This is a genomic window from Pseudomonas furukawaii (genome assembly GCF_002355475.1).
Lineage (GTDB): Bacteria > Pseudomonadota > Gammaproteobacteria > Pseudomonadales > Pseudomonadaceae > Metapseudomonas > Metapseudomonas furukawaii.
The window spans coordinates 2005543-2022914 of the sequence record NZ_AP014862.1 but is presented as its reverse complement, the minus strand read 5'-3'; the positions used below and the strand labels follow the sequence as shown (position 1 = coordinate 2022914).

General features: G+C 66.2%; 11 protein-coding genes. 9 read left to right on the top strand and 2 right to left on the bottom strand.

Features of this window, described 5'->3' with window-relative positions; translation table 11 throughout:
• Window positions 1–13: 13 nt before the first annotated feature.
• Window positions 14–679, bottom strand: coding sequence for a DUF6901 family protein (locus KF707C_RS09375; RefSeq protein ID WP_004422234.1), 666 nt, complete (start codon window positions 677–679; stop codon window positions 14–16).
• 198 nt (window positions 680–877) lie between these two features.
• Here KF707C_RS09375 and KF707C_RS09370 point away from each other — a divergent pair, with 198 nt between their 5' ends.
• Genes KF707C_RS09370 through KF707C_RS29920 form a run of 4 tightly spaced genes read left to right on the top strand, consistent with a single transcriptional unit; the run spans window position 878 to window position 9762 of the window.
• Complete coding sequence (locus KF707C_RS09370) at window positions 878–2152, top strand: ATP-binding protein (RefSeq protein WP_036994105.1); 1275 nt, start codon at window positions 878–880, stop codon at window positions 2150–2152.
• The gene (locus tag KF707C_RS09365; protein WP_004422226.1) at window positions 2149–3492 is read left to right on the top strand and encodes an HD domain-containing phosphohydrolase; all 1344 of its coding nucleotides are present in this window, start codon (window positions 2149–2151) and stop codon (window positions 3490–3492) included. Before KF707C_RS09370 ends, KF707C_RS09365 begins: the two co-directional genes overlap by 4 nt.
• Complete coding sequence (locus KF707C_RS09360) at window positions 3492–4028, top strand: response regulator (protein ID WP_004422224.1); 537 nt, start codon at window positions 3492–3494, stop codon at window positions 4026–4028. Before KF707C_RS09365 ends, KF707C_RS09360 begins: the two co-directional genes overlap by 1 nt.
• 46 nt (window positions 4029–4074) lie before the next feature.
• A complete protein-coding gene (locus KF707C_RS29920) occupies window positions 4075–9762 on the top strand; it encodes an EAL domain-containing protein (protein WP_004422222.1) in 5688 nt (1895 codons plus the stop codon).
• A gap of 253 nt (window positions 9763–10015) precedes the next feature.
• Here KF707C_RS29920 and KF707C_RS09350 read toward each other — a convergent pair whose 3' ends face one another.
• Entirely contained in the window at window positions 10016–10453 is a 438-nt protein-coding gene (locus KF707C_RS09350; protein WP_004422220.1) for a GlcG/HbpS family heme-binding protein, read from the bottom strand.
• Window positions 10454–10814: 361 nt separating this feature from the next.
• Here KF707C_RS09350 and gcl point away from each other — a divergent pair, with 361 nt between their 5' ends.
• The 5 genes from gcl to pyk all read left to right on the top strand — a co-directional run bounded on the left by gcl (window position 10815) and on the right by pyk (window position 17318).
• Window positions 10815–12590 carry a glyoxylate carboligase gene (gene gcl, locus KF707C_RS09345; protein WP_004422218.1) on the top strand — a complete coding sequence of 592 codons (1776 nt, stop codon included), beginning with the start codon at window positions 10815–10817 and terminating at the stop codon, window positions 12588–12590.
• A gap of 93 nt (window positions 12591–12683) precedes the next feature.
• On the top strand, window positions 12684–13466 hold the full coding sequence (gene hyi, locus KF707C_RS09340; protein ID WP_004422216.1) for a hydroxypyruvate isomerase: 783 nt from the start codon (window positions 12684–12686) through the stop codon (window positions 13464–13466).
• Between the two features lie 16 nt (window positions 13467–13482).
• Window positions 13483–14373, top strand: coding sequence for a 2-hydroxy-3-oxopropionate reductase (locus KF707C_RS09335; protein ID WP_004422214.1), 891 nt, complete (start codon window positions 13483–13485; stop codon window positions 14371–14373).
• Window positions 14374–14632: 259 nt separating this feature from the next.
• Window positions 14633–15913: a glycerate kinase type-2 family protein gene (locus tag KF707C_RS09330; protein ID WP_004422211.1), complete on the top strand. Its 1281-nt coding sequence runs from the start codon at window positions 14633–14635 to the stop codon at window positions 15911–15913.
• Window positions 15903–17318, top strand: coding sequence for a pyruvate kinase (gene pyk, locus KF707C_RS09325; protein WP_004422209.1), 1416 nt, complete (start codon window positions 15903–15905; stop codon window positions 17316–17318). Before KF707C_RS09330 ends, pyk begins: the two co-directional genes overlap by 11 nt.
• Window positions 17319–17372: the final 54 nt, after the last annotated feature.

Here is a 17372-nt window from a genome sequence, read left to right as displayed (position 1 = left end):
ATGGCGCGATCCCTCACTCCTCCTCGAAGAATTCCGCGAAGAAGCCATCCAGCTCCCCCTCGTAGCTGTCCAGCGAATACAGGGTATCCGCGGCCAACAGGTCCAGCAGGATCAGGCCGTTCAGGCTGGAGTCCTCTTCCGCCGCCGCCCGCAGCCGCCCGGCCATGCCCAGGTTCACCTGGCGAAGGTTCCGGTAGAGCTCCCGCAGTCCGTCCAGGTTCCAGTCGGGCTCCAGCCCCCGCTCCTGCCGCAGATGCTGGCCCAGCAGGTAGGTACCGACGACCCGGTAGAAGGTCTCCGACGACGAGCTGAAGGGCTGATGAAACCAGGCCATCGCCCGCAGCATCCGCGTATGGGGGCATCCACTGGTGGCTCCCAGCAGGCCCAGCAGGGACCCGAGCGCCCTTTGCAGGGTGGTGTGCTGACGGACCTCCCGCCCCCGCCAGGACACGGTCACCGCCACCTCCTCATAGGACGGTGATCGCGCCAATACCGCCATCGGTCGGGCCAGGGCCGTGGCGAACGGACAATCCCGGATCTCCGCGACCTTCAGCGGACAGTTGCCACATTGCTGGAACCCCAGGCGTGCCCACTCGGGCCCCGGCTCCGGAGGGACCGGCGCAAGGTCCACGCCATGGACCCAGAGGCGACCATCGGGAAAGCGGAACTCATAACGCACCTGCGTTTCGGACCTCGTATCCAATCCCATGATCTACCCTTCGCCTCCTGCGACCAGGCAACATCCTGGCCTTTCAGCTTTACTTTCGTCAGAATTCGGACGCCTGGAATCTGTCATACACTTCCTACAACAAAGTCGGAGAATCGGCAGATTTCAACCTCCGAACCCAAGCTTCATCTTGAGAATGCGGGCGATGTCATGGATAGCAGCCCTATCGATCTTGCGAGTGCCCTGATCCAACAGATCGAGGTGGGTGTCATCCTCCTCGACCGGGATCTGCACATCCTCCACTGGAACACCTTCATCACCCAACGCAGCGGCAAGGACCTCGCCTCGGCCATCGGCCAGCCCCTGGTGACCGTCTTCCCGGAGGCCGATACGCCGAGGCTGGCGGCGATGGTGGACAAGGCCCGTGACCAGGGACTGCACGCCTACACCCACTGGCGCGAAGACCCCTACCTGATCCAATTGCCCTACGGCCCGCAGGGGCAGGTGAACCCGTTGCGACTGCAGAGCACCCTGCTCTTCCCCTTCGAGAGTGATGGGCAACGCTGCTTCGGGCTGCTGCTCTACGACACCACCGAGTTCGCCCGCTCCAACGACCAGTTGGCCGCCGCACTGAACGCCCTGGGCAGCAAGCAGCAGGAGCAGGAGCAACTCATCCGCAAGCTGGAGAAAGCCAATGCCCAGCTCCTGCAGTCTGAAAAGCTCGCCGCCATCGGCCAGTTGGCGGCCGGGGTCGCCCATGAGATCAACAACCCCATCGGCTACGTGTTCTCCAACCTCAAGACCCTCTCGGGCTACGTCAACGACCTGCTCCGCCTGGTCGATGCGGTGGATGGCGTCGGCAGCCTGGAAGAACTCCAGCAGCTCAAGCGCAGCCTCGAGTACGACTACATCCGCAATGACGTGGAGGCCCTGATCCACGAGTCCGGGGACGGCATAGAGCGGGTGAAGAAGATCATTTCGGCGCTGAAGGACTTTTCCCACATCGAGGAAGAGGAGTTCCACCTGGCCGACCTGCACCCTGGCCTCGACAGCACCCTCAACCTGGTGAACAACGAACTCAAGTACAAGGCCGAGGTGATCCGCGAATATGGCGATCTGCCGCAAGTCGAATGCATCCCCTCGCAGATCAACCAGGTCGCGATGAACCTGCTGATCAACGCCGCCCACGCCATCGAGACCTTCGGTCGCATCACCCTGCGCAGCGGCCACCAGGACGGCTGGGCCTGGATCGAGGTGGAAGACAACGGCAAGGGCATCGATCCCTCCATCCTCCACCGCATCTACGAACCCTTTTTCACGACCAAGCCCGTTGGACGAGGCACGGGGCTTGGACTGGCCCTGTCCTACAACATCGTGCAGAAACACGGCGGACGCATCGAAGTCAGCAGCCGGCCGGGGCAAGGCACCCGCTTCCGCGTCTGGCTGCCCCTGCGCCAGCCCGGCTGCGGGGAGCCAACGGCATGAGCGATGAAGGCAAGCTGCCATGCGTCCTGCTGGTGGATGACGAGCCACACATCCTCGCCGCCCTCGGCCGCGCCCTGAGAGGCGAACCCTACCGGCTGCTCACCGCCAGCAGCGGCATCCAGGCGCTGGAGCGGATGACCAGCGAACCGGTCGACCTGCTGATGACCGATGCCCGCATGCCCGGCCTGGACGGCCCAGGCCTGCTCTCCGAAGTCCAGCGGCGCTGGCCCGACACCCGGCGCCTGCTGCTCACCGGTGACGCCAATCTGACCACCTGCATACGCGCCATCAACCAAGGGCAGATCTACCGCTACCTCGCCAAGCCCTGGAACGACGATGAGCTGCGCGCCACCCTGCGCCAGGCCCTGGCCCACCAGCACGCCGAGCGCGAGCACCGGCGCCTGGAGCGTCTCGCCCTGGAACAGAACCGCCGACTGCAGGAGCTGAACGCCCATCTGGAGCAACGGGTTCGCGACCGCACCGCCGAGCTTCAGCAGACCGCCGACATGCTCGACCTCGCCTACGAGGAATTGCACCACAGCTACGTGACCACCACCGAGGTATTCGCCTCCCTGCTCAACCAGCGCCTGCCCACCGACAAACGCAGCAATGCCCAGGTCATCGCCCTGGTCCGGGCCTACGCCGCCCAGCGGCAGCTCTCCGAAGCCGACAACCGCGACCTGGCGATGGCCGCCGCGCTGTACAACCTGGGCAAGCTCACCTGGGACGACCACCTGCTCAGTCGCCCCAGCGACCTGCTGCACCGGGACGAGCGGGAGCGTTACAACCGTTACCCGGTCCAGGGAGAAAACCTGCTGATGACCCTGGAGCCGCTGCACGATGCCAGTCAGCTGATCCGCCACCACCAGGAGCACTGGAACGGCGCGGGCTTCCCCGACCACCTTCACGGCGAGGCGATCCCTTTCGGCGCCCGACTGCTCAAGCTGGCGGTGGACTTCGTGGAGTTGCAGTGCGGGCTGGTGCTGCAACGACCGCAGTCCCGCGAGGAAGCCCTGCAGTTCCTCGCCCGCTACTCGGGCCGTCTCTACGATCCCGTCCTGTGCCGCGACTTCATCGACTTCTGTACCCACCAGGCGCCGGACCTGCAGGGCAGCGACCCCGACGTCCTCGTGATGGATACGCGCCGCCTCGAACCCGGCATGATCCTGGCCCGCAATCTCCTGGCGGACAGCGGCATGCTGCTGCTCAACGCCGGAAAACAGCTCAGCGCCGCCGTGATCGACAAACTGATCGCCTTCGAAGCCAGCGAAGGGGCCCGCTACACGCTGCATGTCCGAAGACCCGCCAACGAAACCGCCACGGCGGTGGAGAACAGCTGATGATCACCATCCAACTGGTGGACGACGAACCCCATGTTCTCACCGCGCTGCAACGACTGCTGCGCCCCCAGGGCTGGGAGCTGCAGCCTTTCGACGATCCCGAAGCGGCGCTGGCGGCCCTGGCGCAACAGCAGTACGCGGCTATCCTCTGCGACCTCAACATGCCGCGCCTGGACGGACTGACCTACCTGCAGTTCGCCCGCCAGCGCCAACCGGAAGCCGCGCGCCTGCTGCTCAGCGCCCACGGCGACCGCGCCACCCTGATGAAGGCGATCAACCGCGCCGAAGTCTTCCGCTTCCTCTCCAAGCCCTGGGACGACTACGACGTCGAGAGCGCCCTGCAAGCCGCCGTCGATCTCTACCGACTGCGTACCGAGAATCGCCGCCTGCTGGAGCAACTGCGCGGCCAGCAGCACACCCTGGACCGTCAGCGTCAGGAGCTTCTCCGGCTTGAAGCCCAGCATCCCGGCCTGACACGGGTACGCCGCGACCCGGACGGCGCCGTCCTGCTCGAGGGCGACGAACTGGATGACTGATATCCGAGACCAGGGCGCCCTCCCCCACGAGGAAGGACACGACAGCATGGCGCGACAGAATCGCGACCTCAGCTACCAGGCCTTCCTTCATTGCCTGGCGTTCGCCCTCATGATCCTGGGCGCCATCGGGCTGCTGGCATTTGTGCTCCAAGGCAATCCGGGCCGTCACGAACTGGTGCTGCTTCCGGAGACCGCGCTGGTCACCCTGCTTGCCGGCAGCGCCCTGCTGGCCGCAGCCAGAGGCCGGGCACGTACCGCCCTGCTGGCCAGCCTGACGCTGGTCGTCCTGTCCGCCTACAGCTTCGGCCACAACCTGCTGACCGGAGGCAACGATCCGGGGCACTCCCTGGTCGGTGGCCTCTGGCACATCCGCAGCGAGCTGGCCATCGTCGCCAGCCTGTTCGGCCTGGCCACCCTGCTGTCGGTGGCGAGACGCGGTGGACGCTGGCCCAGCCAGTGCTGCGGCGCCGTGCTGCTGTTGCTGGCGCTGCTGTCCGAGTTCGCCTCGCTGGGCGCGAGCCCTGACCTGCCACGATTCTCCCTGCGCCCCGAGGCCGGGCATGTCGCCAACCTGTTCATCGCCCTGCTGGGCACCGCCGTGTTGATGCTGGGCGCCCTGCGGGAGGAACACCGGCAACCGCTCGATCGTCGCACCACCCTCACCGGCCTGCTGGGGGCCCTGGCCACCTGCATCGGCTGGTTCCTCTTGAGCCAGAACGAAATCTCCAGCCTCAACACCCACGGCCACCAGCTGCTGATGAGGGCCCAGTCGTCCATCGAGCACACCGTCACCACCCGGTTGCAACTGATGCAGCGCATGGGCGAGCGCTGGCGGGCTCTGGGCGAAATGCCGACGGAAGGGCTCTGGCGGCAGGAGGCGAGCAGCTACCTGCGTGACTTTCCCAATATCGACCTGATTGCCGTACTGGACACCGACCTCGCGCCGCAACGACAGCAGGCGCGGTCGCCGCAGGCAGCGACCTGGCTGATGCACTTCCTCGCCTTGCCGCAGCAGCGCGACTGGCTACGCCAGGTAGAGGGCGGAACCCATTCGCGGATGAGCTCAGCCCAGAACTTCCGAGGCTCGAACGCCAGCCTCCTGGTCGCCACCCCGGTGACGCTGGCCGGGCAGCCTACGGCGCTGCTGGTGGCAGTGCTGGACATCAGGGCGACTCTCGACCAGCAATTGGGTCGCGACCTGGAGGGCTTCGTGCTGGAAGTGTCCGAAGGTGACCGTCGTGTGTACCTGTCGCAAAGACCGGCGGACCGGCGCGAGCTACAGCCCCTGGGCGAGAACATGACCAACCTGGGACCGGAGGGACGCTGGAGCCTGCGGCTCTTCCAATTGCTCCCAAGGCGCGATGCCGCTGCGGTCTACCTGCCGCCGCTGTTCATGCTCTTCGGACTCGGTTTCACCTTCCTGCTAATGGTCAACCAGCGGTTCTCCCGCCTGGCCCTGGACCGCAGCAGGCGGCTGCGGCACAGCAACCGGGAGCTTGAGCTGAGCCTTCAGCACCAGGCGCGCCTGCAGCGGCAGAACCAGCGGATCATGGAACACTCCATGGACGTGCTCTGCTCCATCGACGAACACGAGCGTTTCACCCAGGTGAGCCCCTCCTGCCAGAGCGTCCTGGGCTACCGCCCGGAGGAACTGATCGGCCGCCCCTACACCGACGTGGTCCTCACCGAAGACCGCGAGCGCACCCGGGGCGACCTGCAGGCCATCATCCGGGGCGAGTCCTGGGAAGCGGTGCGCAACCGCTGCCAGCGCAAGGACGGCAGCGTGGTGCACCTGCTCTGGTCGGCGGGCTGGTCGGACAGCGAGCGCACCCTGTTCGCCGTGGCCCACGACATCACCAGCCTGGTTCGCCACGAGGCCTACGCCGAGGACCAGCGCGACATCCTCAGCATGATCTCCACCGACCAGTCCCTGGGCGACATCCTCGAAGCCATCTGCCTCATGAGCGAAACCCTGGAACCCGCCGCCCTCTGCTCCGTGCACCTGGTGGACGCCGAGGGCAAGCGCCTGCAGCCGGGCGCCGCCCCCAGCCTGCCGGGCGCCTACCGCCAGGCCCTGGACGGACAGGCCATCGGCCCCCTGGCGGACGCCTGTGGTACCGCGGTGTTCCGCCGGCAGATGGTGGTGAGCGAGGACATCAGCGAGGATCCGCTCTGGCACAGCCACCGCGACCTGGCCTTGCGCCACGGCTTGCGTGCCTGCTGGGCCATACCGCTGATCTCCCACCACGGCGACGTGCTCGGCACCTTCGCCATGCACCTGCGCTTCCCCTGCGTGCCGGACGACGATGCCCTCCAGCTCATCAGCACCGCCGGGCAGCTGGCGGCCATCGCCATCGAGCGCCAGCACGACCGCCTGCGCCTGCTGGAAAGCGAGCAACGCTATCGCTCGCTGTTCACCTTCAACCCCGATCCGGTGTTCTCCTTCGACCGCGAAGGACGCTTCGTCAGCCTGAACCAGGCGGGTGGCACGCTGATCGGCTACGGCTCCGATGAACTGCTCGGCCAGTACTTCTCCTGCCTGGTGGTGGACGCGGATGTGGAACAGGTCGAGAAGCACCTGAAAGCCGCCCTGGACGGAAAGGCCCAGCGCTACGAGGCCACCTGCCGCAACCGTGATGGCGCGCTGTTGGAGCTGGACATCACCAACCTGCCCATCGTGGTGGAAGGACGGATCGTCGGGGTTTTCGGCATCGCCAAGAACATCAGCGAGCGCAACCGGATGACCCGCGCCCTGCAGGACACCCTCGCCCAGTCCGAGCGCAAGGCGCAGCTGCTGCGGGGCCTCAGCGAGACGGCACTGCACATCGGCGGCATTCTCGACACCCAGGCCCTGCTGGACTTCATGTGCGAGCGACTGCGCTTGCTGGTGGGCGCCCATCAGTCGCTGCTGACCCTGGCGGACCATCCGGACCTGCAGGCGCTCTCCTTGTCCGCCCGTCATCAGCCCTGGAATGCGCCGCTGCTCACGCCGGAGGGGCTGGCCCTGGGGAACGAGCCCGACGATTCCTGCCTGCCTCGGCTACTGACTCGCGCGGAACTGGAAATCCGCAACGCGCCCCTGCAAAGCTGGCTGGCCGTGCCCCTGGTGGACCACGAAGGACGCCAGTTGGGCCTGATCCAGCTGTCCGACAAACTGGAGGGCGACTTCGACACCGACGACCTGGCCATCGCCCAGCAGTTCGCCCAGATGGTGGTGGCCGCCCTGGAGAACATCCGCCTGGTGCAACAGGTGCTTTCCGGCGAGCAGCGCCTGCAGGAACAGCTGGACTTCACCTCCGCCATCACCGACAGCGTTGGCGAGGGGCTGTTGGCGGTGGATCGCCAGGGTCGACTGACCTTCGTCAATCCGGCCGCCGCCACCCTCCTGGGCAAGCCGGTGGACGCCCTGCTCGGTCGCCCCCTGGCGGAACTGCTGCCCCTGGATCTGTACGACGCCGGGGCCAGCGCGACACGCCACGGCGAAATGGGGCTGGGGGGTGAGCGCCATATCGCCTACGACTGCGCCCCACTGCTGCACGCCAGGGCGCTGGGGGGCTGGGTCATCGCCTTCCGCGACATCAGCCGGACCCGGCAGTCGGAGGAGCAGTTGCGCATCCTCCAGCGCAGCATCGAGGCCAGCTACAACGGCGCGCTGATCTGCGACGCCAGCGCCCCCGACCTGCCCATCATCTACGTCAACCCGGCGTTCGAACGCATCACCGGCTACAGCGCGGGCGAGACCCTGGGGCGCAATTGCCGCTTCCTCCAGGGACCGGACCGCGAACAGACGGGCATCGCCGAGATCCGTCGAGCCCTGGAGGAACAGCGCGAGGTCCATGTGGTGCTGCGCAACTTCCGCAAGGACGGCACGCCCTTCTGGAACGACCTCTACATCGCTCCCGTGCCGGACGAGCATGGCCGCATCACCCATTTCATCGGCGTGCAGAACGATATTTCCGAACAGAAGCGCGTGGAGTCCGAACTGGCCTACAACGCCAGCCACGATGTCCTCACCGGCCTCCCCAACCGCTCGCTCATGGAGGACCGCCTGCGCCAGGGCTGCCAGATCAGCCAGCGCTACCGGCGCAAACTGGCGGTGATGTTCATCGACCTGGATGGTTTCAAGCCGATCAACGATTCCATGGGCCACGGCATCGGCGACCAGATCCTGGTGGAGGTGGCCCGGCGCCTCAGCCAGCAGGTGCGTCCCGGCGACACCGTGGCGCGCCTGGGGGGCGACGAGTTCATCCTGATCCTGCCGGACCTGGCCCGGGAGGAGGACGTGCTGCAGGTGGCCGAGCGGGTCATCGACTGCATCGCCCGCCCCTACCCCATCGCCGGCAGCGAACTGCACATCACCGCCAGCCTCGGCATCGCCCTGAGCGAGAAAGGCATGCAGCAGCCCATGCAACTGATCCAGCAGGCGGACCTCGCGATGTACAAGGCCAAGCAGCAGGGGCGCAATTGCTACCAGTGGTACACCACGGACCTGGAGCAGAAGGTCAGCGAACGGGTGACCCTGCGCAATGAACTGCAGAAAGCCATAGAGTCCAGTGCCTTCATGCTCTACTACCAACCCCAGATCGACGGCCGCAACGGGCGGGTCACCGGCTACGAAGCACTGTTGCGATGGCAGCACCCGCTGCTGGGTTTCATCTCGCCGGCGCAGTTCGTCCCGGTGGCCGAAGACACCGGACAGATCATCCCGCTGAGCGAATGGGTCCTGGCCACCGCCTGCCGCGACTGCCGCCGGCTCATGGACCAGGGCGTCACCGGGACCGTGGTGGCGGTGAACATCTCGGCGGTGCATTTCCAGCGCAACATCTTCGTCGATACCGTGCGCCGGGTGCTGGAGGAAAGCCGCCTGCCCGCCGAACTGCTGGAGCTGGAGATCACCGAGACCGTCCTCCTGGACAACGCCGAGCGTGCCATCGCCACCCTGCAGGCGCTCAAGGCGCTTGGCGTGCGGCTGTCCATCGACGACTTCGGCACCGGCTTTTCCAGCCTCAACTACCTGAAGCGCCTGCCCATCGACAAGGTCAAGATCGACCGCGCCTTCGTCCAGGAGGTCATCAGCGACCACCATGACGCGGCCATCACCCAGGGCATCATTTCCATGGCCCACCACCTGCGCCTGCGAGTGATCGCAGAGGGCGTCGAGACCGAATCCCAGTTCGCCTTCCTGAAGAAGAGCCATTGCGACGAGTTCCAGGGCTACTACTTCGCCCGGCCCATGCCCTTCGACCAGCTGGAGCGCTTCTTCCATGAGCACCACAAGAGCCCGGCCGCCTACCTGGAGTCGCGCTCGGGCACCCCGGGCGGCCAGACCCTGCTGCTGCTGGACGATGAAGAGAACATCCTTCGCGCCCTGACCCGCGTGCTGCGCCGCGACGGCTACCAGATCCTGACCGCCACCCGCGCCCAGGACGCCTTCGGCCTCCTGGCTCGCCACGATATCCAGGTGATCCTGTCCGACCAGCGCATGCCGGAGATGAACGGCACCGAGTTCCTCAGCCGGGTCAAGGACCTCTACCCGGACACCGTGCGCATCGTGCTCTCCGGCTACACCGACCTGAAATCAGTCACCGATGCCATCAACCAGGGCGCCATCTACAAGTTCCTCACCAAGCCCTGGGACGACGAGCAGTTGCGCACCGTGATCGCCCAGGCCTTCGTCCATCACAGCATGGTGAGCAGCAAGGAAGAGGACGAGGTGGTGGATGAAGGGAACTAGCATCGATCTACCCATCGCAGCCAGCTAGCCGGGGAGCCGGGGAGCCGCGATGCTGTGCCTGCTGCCAGGCCACTACCGCCAGGCGCCTGGTCCCGCGCCGTGCGCCCATACCCCGCAGCGAGGGCCCCAAGGCTGTGGAGTGACACCGCGCCAACCCCGATCCCGATCCCGATCCCAATGAAAACGGGGAGCCAACCGCATAGGCGGCAGGCTCCCCGTTTTCATTTCCGCTGCGGGGCAACCCCGCACGGCATCAGGCCGCGCCGGCGTCAGCCCGGAAACCGGCAGCCTCCACGGCGCTCACGGCGCACTGCTCGTCGATATCGGAGGTGTCGCCGCTGATACCGATGGCGCCGATCACCTGGCCCTGGGTATCGCGGATCAGCACACCGCCAGGAGCCGGGACCAGGTTCCCGTCGGCCAGGTTGTTCACCGCACCGATGAAGGCCGGACGCTGCTGGGCGTCGGCGGCGATCAGGCGCGACCCCTTGCCCAGGGCAACCGCGCCCCACGCCTTGCCGATGGCGATCTGCGGGCGAAGCATGCTGGCACCGTCCTCGCGCTGCAGGCTGATCAGGTGACCGCCGGCATCCAGTACGGCGATGGTCAGCGGGGCGGTGCGCAGCTCCCGGCCGGTGGCCAGGGCGTGATTGGAAATGCTCACGGCGGTTTCCAGGGTCAGGGTGGTCATTTCAAGCGTTCCTCATGAGTGGTTGAACCTTGTGCGGCACCGTCCGGGCTGCCACGAAGCAACTCCGTCCAGCCATGCGGGCATTTTCCAGCCCGTCCTGCGGTGCGTCTGAAAGCTGTAGATCACTATCCCATCGAACACAAAAAAATCAACACATAGATACAATCACATTATTTTTTGTATACAGTATTTCAACCAACCTGCTGACAGGCTCCTGAGACGACCATGAAACGGGCGTTTTAAAAGAGTCGCCTCTCTGCGACCTTTAGCCTCACGAATGGCCTTGACCCCTTAGTCAGCACCTGCATAGAATCGGGCCACGTTGGTTGTATACAATTTTCACAATAAAGAGGCACAAAACATGGCCAAAATGAGAGCAATCGAGGCTGCCGTCCTGGTGATGCGCCGTGAAGGCGTCGATACCGCGTTCGGCGTCCCCGGCGCCGCCATCAACCCGCTGTATGCGGCCCTGAACAAGATCGGCGGCGTTGACCATGTACTGGCCCGTCACGTCGAGGGCGCCTCGCACATGGCCGAGGGCTACACCCGCACCAACCCGGGCAACATCGGCGTCTGCATCGGCACCTCCGGACCTGCCGGCACCGACATGGTCACCGGCCTGTACTCGGCGTCCGCCGACTCCATCCCGATCCTCTGCATCACCGGCCAGGCTCCGCGCGCCCGCATGCACAAGGAAGACTTCCAGGCCGTCGACATCACCAGCATCGTCAAGCCGGTGACCAAGTGGGCGACTACCGTCCTGGAGCCGGGCCAGGTGCCCTACGCCTTCCAGAAAGCCTTCTTCGAGATGCGCAGCGGCCGTCCCGGCCCGGTGCTGATCGACCTGCCGTTCGACGTGCAGATGGCCGAGATCGAGTTCGACATCGATGCCTACCAGCCGCTGGCGGTGAACAAGCCCAGTGCCACCCGCATCCAGGCCGAGAAAGCCCTGGCTATGCTGAATGAGGCCGAGCGTCCGCTGATCGTGTCGGGCGGCGGCATCATCAACGCCGACGCGTCCGACAAGCTGGTGGAGTTCGCCGAACTGACCGGCGTTCCGGTCATCCCGACCCTGATGGGCTGGGGCACCATCCCCGACGACCACCCGCTGATGGCCGGCATGTGCGGTCTGCAGACCTCGCACCGCTACGGCAACGCCACCCTGCTGGAATCCGACCTGGTGTTCGGCATCGGCAACCGCTGGGCCAACCGCCACACCGGCTCCGTCGACGTCTACACCCAGGGCCGCCGCTTCATCCACGTGGACATCGAACCCACCCAGATCGGCCGCGTCTTCACGCCGGATCTCGGCATCGTTTCCGACGCCGGCTCGGCACTGGACGCCTTCCTCGAAGTCGCCCGCGAGTGGAAAGCCGCCGGCAAGCTGAAGGACCGCAGCGCCTGGGTGGAATCCTGCCGCGAGCGCAAGCGCACCCTGCACCGCAAGACCCACTTCGAGAACGTGCCGGTCAAGCCCCAGCGCGTCTACGAAGAAATGAACGAATTCTTCGGCAAGGACACCTGCTACGTCAGCACCATCGGCCTGTCGCAGATCGCCGGCGCCCAGTTCCTGCACGTCTACAAGCCGCGCCACTGGATCAACTGTGGCCAGGCGGGCCCGCTGGGCTGGACCATTCCGGCAGCGCTCGGCGTGGTCAAGGCCGACCCGAGCCGCCAGGTCGTCGCCCTGTCCGGCGACTACGACTTCCAGTTCATGATCGAGGAGCTGGCGGCCGGCGCGCAGTTCAACCTGCCCTACATCCACGTGCTGGTGAACAACTCCTACCTGGGCCTGATCCGCCAGGCGCAGCGTGGCTTCGAGATCGACTACTGCGTGCAGCTGTCCTTCGAGAACGTCAACGCACCGGAGCTGAACGGCTACGGCGTGGACCACGTAGCCGTGGTCGAGGGCCTGGGTTGCAAGGCCATCCGCGTGTTCGACGCCAACGACCTGCAGGCCGCCTTCGCCCAGGCCCGCAAGCTGATGGAGGAGTTCCGCGTACCGGTGGTGGTGGAAGTCATCCTGGAGCGCGTCACCAACATCTCCATGGGCACCGAGATCAACGCGGTCAACGAGTTCGAGGAGCTGGCCCTGTCCGGCGCCGACGCCCCGACCGCCATTTCGCTGCTGGATTGATTGCCGTCTACCCCGCTCCCATTCGTGGTGGGAGCGGGGCTTTCATCTCCCCTGCCCCGCTTGCGGGGCCTGGGGAACCAGAAGGAGACACTCATGCCCCGTTTTGCCGCCAACCTGTCCATGCTGTTCACCGAGGTGGACTTCCTGGACCGTTTCGCCGCTGCCGCCCAAGCCGGCTTCAGCGGTGTCGAGTACCTCTTCCCCTATGACTTCCCGGTCGAGGAAATCCGCGCCCGCCTGGACGCCAACAAGCTGGAACAGGTGCTGTTCAACCTGCCGGCCGGTGACTGGGCCAAGGGCGAGCGTGGCATCGCCTGCCATCCCGACCGCGTCGAGGAATTCCGCGCCGGCGTGGACAAGGCCATTGCCTATGCCAAGGTCCTGGGCAACACCCAGGTCAACTGCCTGGCCGGCATCCGCCCGCAGGGAATCGACTGCGCCACCGTCGAGCAGACCTTCGTCGACAACCTGAAATTCGCCGCTGATAAGCTCGAGGCCGCCGGCATCAAGCTGGTGATGGAAGCCATCAACACCCGCGACATCCCGGGCTTTTACCTGAACAACACCCGCCAGGCCCTGGCCATCCGCGAAAAGGTCGGCAGCGCCAACCTGTTCCTGCAGTACGACATCTACCACATGCAGATCATGGAAGGTGACCTGGCCCGCACCGTGGAAGGCAACCTCGCCGCCATCAACCACGTGCAGCTCGCCGACAACCCGGGGCGCAACGAGCCGGGCACCGGCGAGATCAACTACCGCTTCCTCTTCGAGCACCTGGACCGCATCGGCTACCAGGGCTGGATCGGCTGTGAATACAAGCCGGCCACCACCACCGCTGCCGGCCTGGGCTGGCTGAAAACCCATAACGCCATCTAAGAACGAGGTATTCAACATGGCCAAGATCGGATTCATCGGCACCGGCATCATGGGCAAGCCCATGGCTCAGAACCTGCAGAAAGCCGGCCACACCCTGTTCTTCTCCGAGCACTTCGACAAGGCACCGGCCGACCTGCTGGGCGACAACGGCGTGGCCCTGGCCAATCCGAAGGAAGTCGCCCAGGAAGCCGAGTTCATCATCATCATGGTGCCGGACACCCCGCAGGTCGACGACGTCCTGTTTCGGGAGAACGGCGTGGCCCAGGGCGTCGGCGCCGGCAAGGTGGTGATCGACATGAGCTCCATCTCCCCGTCCGCCACCAAGGTCTTCGCCGAGAAGATCAAGGCCACCGGCGCCGCCTACCTGGACGCCCCGGTATCCGGCGGCGAAGTGGGTGCCAAGGCCGCGACCCTGAGCATCATGGTCGGTGGCTGCCCGAACGCCTTCGAACGCGCCCTGCCGCTGTTCCAGGCCATGGGCAAGAACATTACCCGCGTCGGCGCCAACGGTGACGGCCAGACCGCCAAGGTCGCCAACCAGATCATCGTCGCCCTGAACATCCAGGCCGTCGCCGAAGCCCTGCTGTTCGCCGCCAAGAACGGCGCCGACCCGGCCAAGGTACGCGAGGCACTCATGGGCGGCTTCGCCGGCTCGAAGATCCTCGAAGTGCACGGCGAGCGCATGATCAAGGGCACCTTCGATCCGGGCTTCCGCATCAGCCTGCACCAGAAGGACCTCAACCTGGCCCTGTCCGGCGCCCGCGAGCTGGGCCTGAACCTGCCCAACACCGCCAACGCCCAGCAAGTGTTCAGCACCTGCGCGGCCATCGGCGGCAGCAACTGGGACCACTCCGCCCTGATCAAGGGCCTGGAGCACATGGCCAACTTCTCCATCCGCGAGGAGTGATGTTTCGCAGGATAGGTTGAACACGGGACCGCCCATCGAGCCGGCAGCTCCCACGATGGCCGGAAACGGTTCATCCTGTCCTGCGATCCTTTCGACCACCCTGACCTGCGGTGACACGGCGCCAAGGGTCAGGGAGGTCGATTCCAGTCCCGAACCGCCGTGCGCGGCGGTTCCGGACTGAAATCGGCCAGACACGCCCGGCGACATCGTTCGCCGGCACGCCGCCCGACAACAAGAATCCAGTGCCCCGGAGCCTGCCATGTCCCTCGACCCCAAAGCCTTCCTGCGCGACCTGTTCGCCACCGCCATCTCCGCCGCCCATCCCCGCCAGGTCCTGGCCGACCACCTGCCCGCCGACCGTTCCGGCCGCGTTATCGTCATCGGAGCCGGCAAGGCCGCTGCCGCCATGGCCGAGGTGATCGAACGTGAATGGCAGGGAGAGATCTCCGGCCTGGTGGTGACCCGCTACGGCCACGGTGCCGACTGCCGCAAGATCGAAGTGGTGGAAGCCGCGCACCCGGTGCCCGACGCCGCCGGCCTGGAAACCGCCCAGCGCGTCCTGAAGCTGGTGAGTGGCCTGTCCGAGTCCGACCGGGTGATCTTCCTGCTGTCCGGCGGAGGCTCCTCCCTGCTGGCCCTGCCCGCCGAGGGCCTCACGCTCCAGGACAAACAGGCCATCAACAAGGCGCTGCTGAAGTCCGGCGCCGCCATCGATGAAATGAACTGCGTGCGCAAGCACCTTTCGGCCATCAAGGGCGGCCGCCTGGCCAAGGCCTGCTGGCCGGCCACCGTCTACACCTACGCCATCTCCGACGTACCGGGCGACGAAGCCACGGTGATCGCCTCCGGCCCCACCGTGGCCGACCCGACCACCTCGGCCGAAGCCCTCGCCATCCTGGCCCGCTACCAGATCGAGGTGCCGGCCCATGTCCGTGCCTGGCTCCAGGACCCCCGTTCGGAAACCGTGAAGCCGGGCGATGCCGGTCTTGCCCGCAGCCATTTCCAGCTCATCGCCAAACCCCAGCAATCCCTGGATGCCGCCGCCGAGAGAGTCCGTGCCGCCGGCCTGACTCCGCTGATCCTCGGCGACCTGGAAGGCGAGTCCCGCGACGTGGCCAAGGTCCATGCCGGCATCGCCCGCCAGATCGTGCTGCACGGCCAACCCATCAAGCCGCCCTGCGTGATCCTCTCCGGCGGCGAGACCACGGTGACCGTACGTGGCAATGGTCGTGGCGGTCGTAACGCCGAGTTCCTGCTCAGCCTGACCGACAGCCTGAAGGGGTTGCCCGGCGTCTATGCGCTGGCCGGCGACACCGACGGCATCGACGGCTCGGAGGACAACGCCGGTGCCATCATGACCCCCTGCAGCTACAGGCGAGCCAGCGAGCTGGGCCTGTCTTCCAGCGACGAACTGGACAACAACAACGGATACGGGTATTTCGCCGCCCTCGGCGACCTCATCGTCACCGAACCGACCCGCACCAACGTGAACGACTTCCGCGCCATCCTGATTCTCGAGAGCCCTGAACATGACGCCTGACAAGAAAGTAAAAATCCTCGCCACCCTCGGCCCGGCGATCAAGGGCATCGACGACATCCGCCAACTGGTGGAAGCCGGCGTCAACCTGTTCCGCCTGAACTTCAGCCACGGCGAGCACGCCGACCATGCCCAGCGCTACCAGTGGGTACGTGAGGTCGAGCGCCAGCTGAACTACCCCATCGGCATTCTCATGGACCTGCAAGGCCCGAAACTGCGGGTCGGCCGCTTCGCGGAGGGCAAGGTCAACCTGGAGCGCGGCCAGGCCTTCCGCCTGGACCTGGACGCCACGCCGGGCGATGCCCGTCGCGTCAACCTTCCGCACCCGGAGATCATCGAGGCCCTCGAGCCCGGCATGAACCTGCTGCTGGATGACGGCCGCCTGCGCCTGCGGGTGACCGCGTCCCACGCCGACGCCGTGGAAACCGAAGTTGTGGCCGGTGGCGAGCTTTCCGACCGCAAGGGCGTGAACGTCCCGGAGGCGGTGCTGCAGTTGTCGCCGCTCACCGCCAAGGACCGACGTGACCTGGCCTTCGGCCTGGACCTGGGCGTGGACTGGGTGGCCCTGTCCTTCGTGCAGCGCCCGGAAGACATCGTCGAAGCCCGCGAGCTGATCCAGGGTCGCGCCTACCTCATGGCCAAGATCGAGAAACCCTCGGCCGTGCAGCACCTGGAAGAGATCGCGCGGCTCTGCGACGCCATCATGGTGGCCCGCGGCGACCTGGGCGTCGAAGTGCCCGCCGAGAACGTGCCGCGCATCCAGAAGGACATCATCCGTACCTGCCGCCAGTTGGGCCGGCCGGTGGTGGTGGCCACCCAGATGCTGGAGTCCATGCGTTTCTCCCCTGCCCCGACCCGTGCCGAGGTGACCGACGTCGCCAATGCCGTGGCCGAAGGCACCGACGCGGTCATGCTGTCCGCCGAGACCGCCTCCGGGGATTACCCGCTGGAAACCGTGCAGATGATGAGCAAGATCATCCGCCAGGTGGAGAACGGCCCGGACTTCCAGAGCCAGCTCGACGTCAGCCGCCCGCAAGCCGAAGCCACCGCCTCGGACGCCATCAGCTGCGCCATTCGCCGCATCAGCAGCATCCTGCCGGTTCAGGTGCTGGTGAACTACACCGAGTCCGGCAGCTCCAGCCTGCGCGCCTCCCGCGAGCGGCCCAAGGCGCCGATCCTGAGCCTGACCCCGAACCTGGAGACCGCCCGCCGCCTGACCCTGGCCTGGGGCATCTACTCGGTGGTCAACGAGCGCCTGCACAAGGTCGAGGAAGTCACCAGCACCGCGCTGGAGATCGCCCAGGCCCAGGGCATGGCCCAGCGTGGCGACACCGTGGTCATCACCGCGGGCGTGCCGTTCGGCCAGCCAGGCAGTACCAACAGCCTGCGCATCGAAACCCTGGGCTGATCCGGCCCCGGAGCGACGGGTTCCACAGAGAACCCGCGCTCCCCGTACCGGCCT

What these genes read in the sequence shown, in the direction of transcription:
- KF707C_RS09370 (WP_036994105.1), top strand. Translation starts at nt 878, where the DNA reads ATGGATAGCAGCCCTATCGATCTTGCGAGTGCCCTGATCCAACAGATC.
- KF707C_RS09365 (WP_004422226.1), top strand. Translation starts at nt 2,149, where the DNA reads ATGAGCGATGAAGGCAAGCTGCCATGCGTCCTGCTGGTGGATGACGAG.
- KF707C_RS09360 (WP_004422224.1), top strand. Translation starts at nt 3,492, where the DNA reads ATGATCACCATCCAACTGGTGGACGACGAACCCCATGTTCTCACCGCG.
- KF707C_RS29920 (WP_004422222.1), top strand. Translation starts at nt 4,075, where the DNA reads ATGGCGCGACAGAATCGCGACCTCAGCTACCAGGCCTTCCTTCATTGC.
- KF707C_RS09350 (WP_004422220.1), bottom strand. Translation starts at nt 10,453, where the DNA reads ATGACCACCCTGACCCTGGAAACCGCCGTGAGCATTTCCAATCACGCC.
- gcl (WP_004422218.1), top strand. Translation starts at nt 10,815, where the DNA reads ATGGCCAAAATGAGAGCAATCGAGGCTGCCGTCCTGGTGATGCGCCGT.
- hyi (WP_004422216.1), top strand. Translation starts at nt 12,684, where the DNA reads ATGCCCCGTTTTGCCGCCAACCTGTCCATGCTGTTCACCGAGGTGGAC.
- KF707C_RS09335 (WP_004422214.1), top strand. Translation starts at nt 13,483, where the DNA reads ATGGCCAAGATCGGATTCATCGGCACCGGCATCATGGGCAAGCCCATG.
- KF707C_RS09330 (WP_004422211.1), top strand. Translation starts at nt 14,633, where the DNA reads ATGTCCCTCGACCCCAAAGCCTTCCTGCGCGACCTGTTCGCCACCGCC.
- pyk (WP_004422209.1), top strand. Translation starts at nt 15,903, where the DNA reads ATGACGCCTGACAAGAAAGTAAAAATCCTCGCCACCCTCGGCCCGGCG.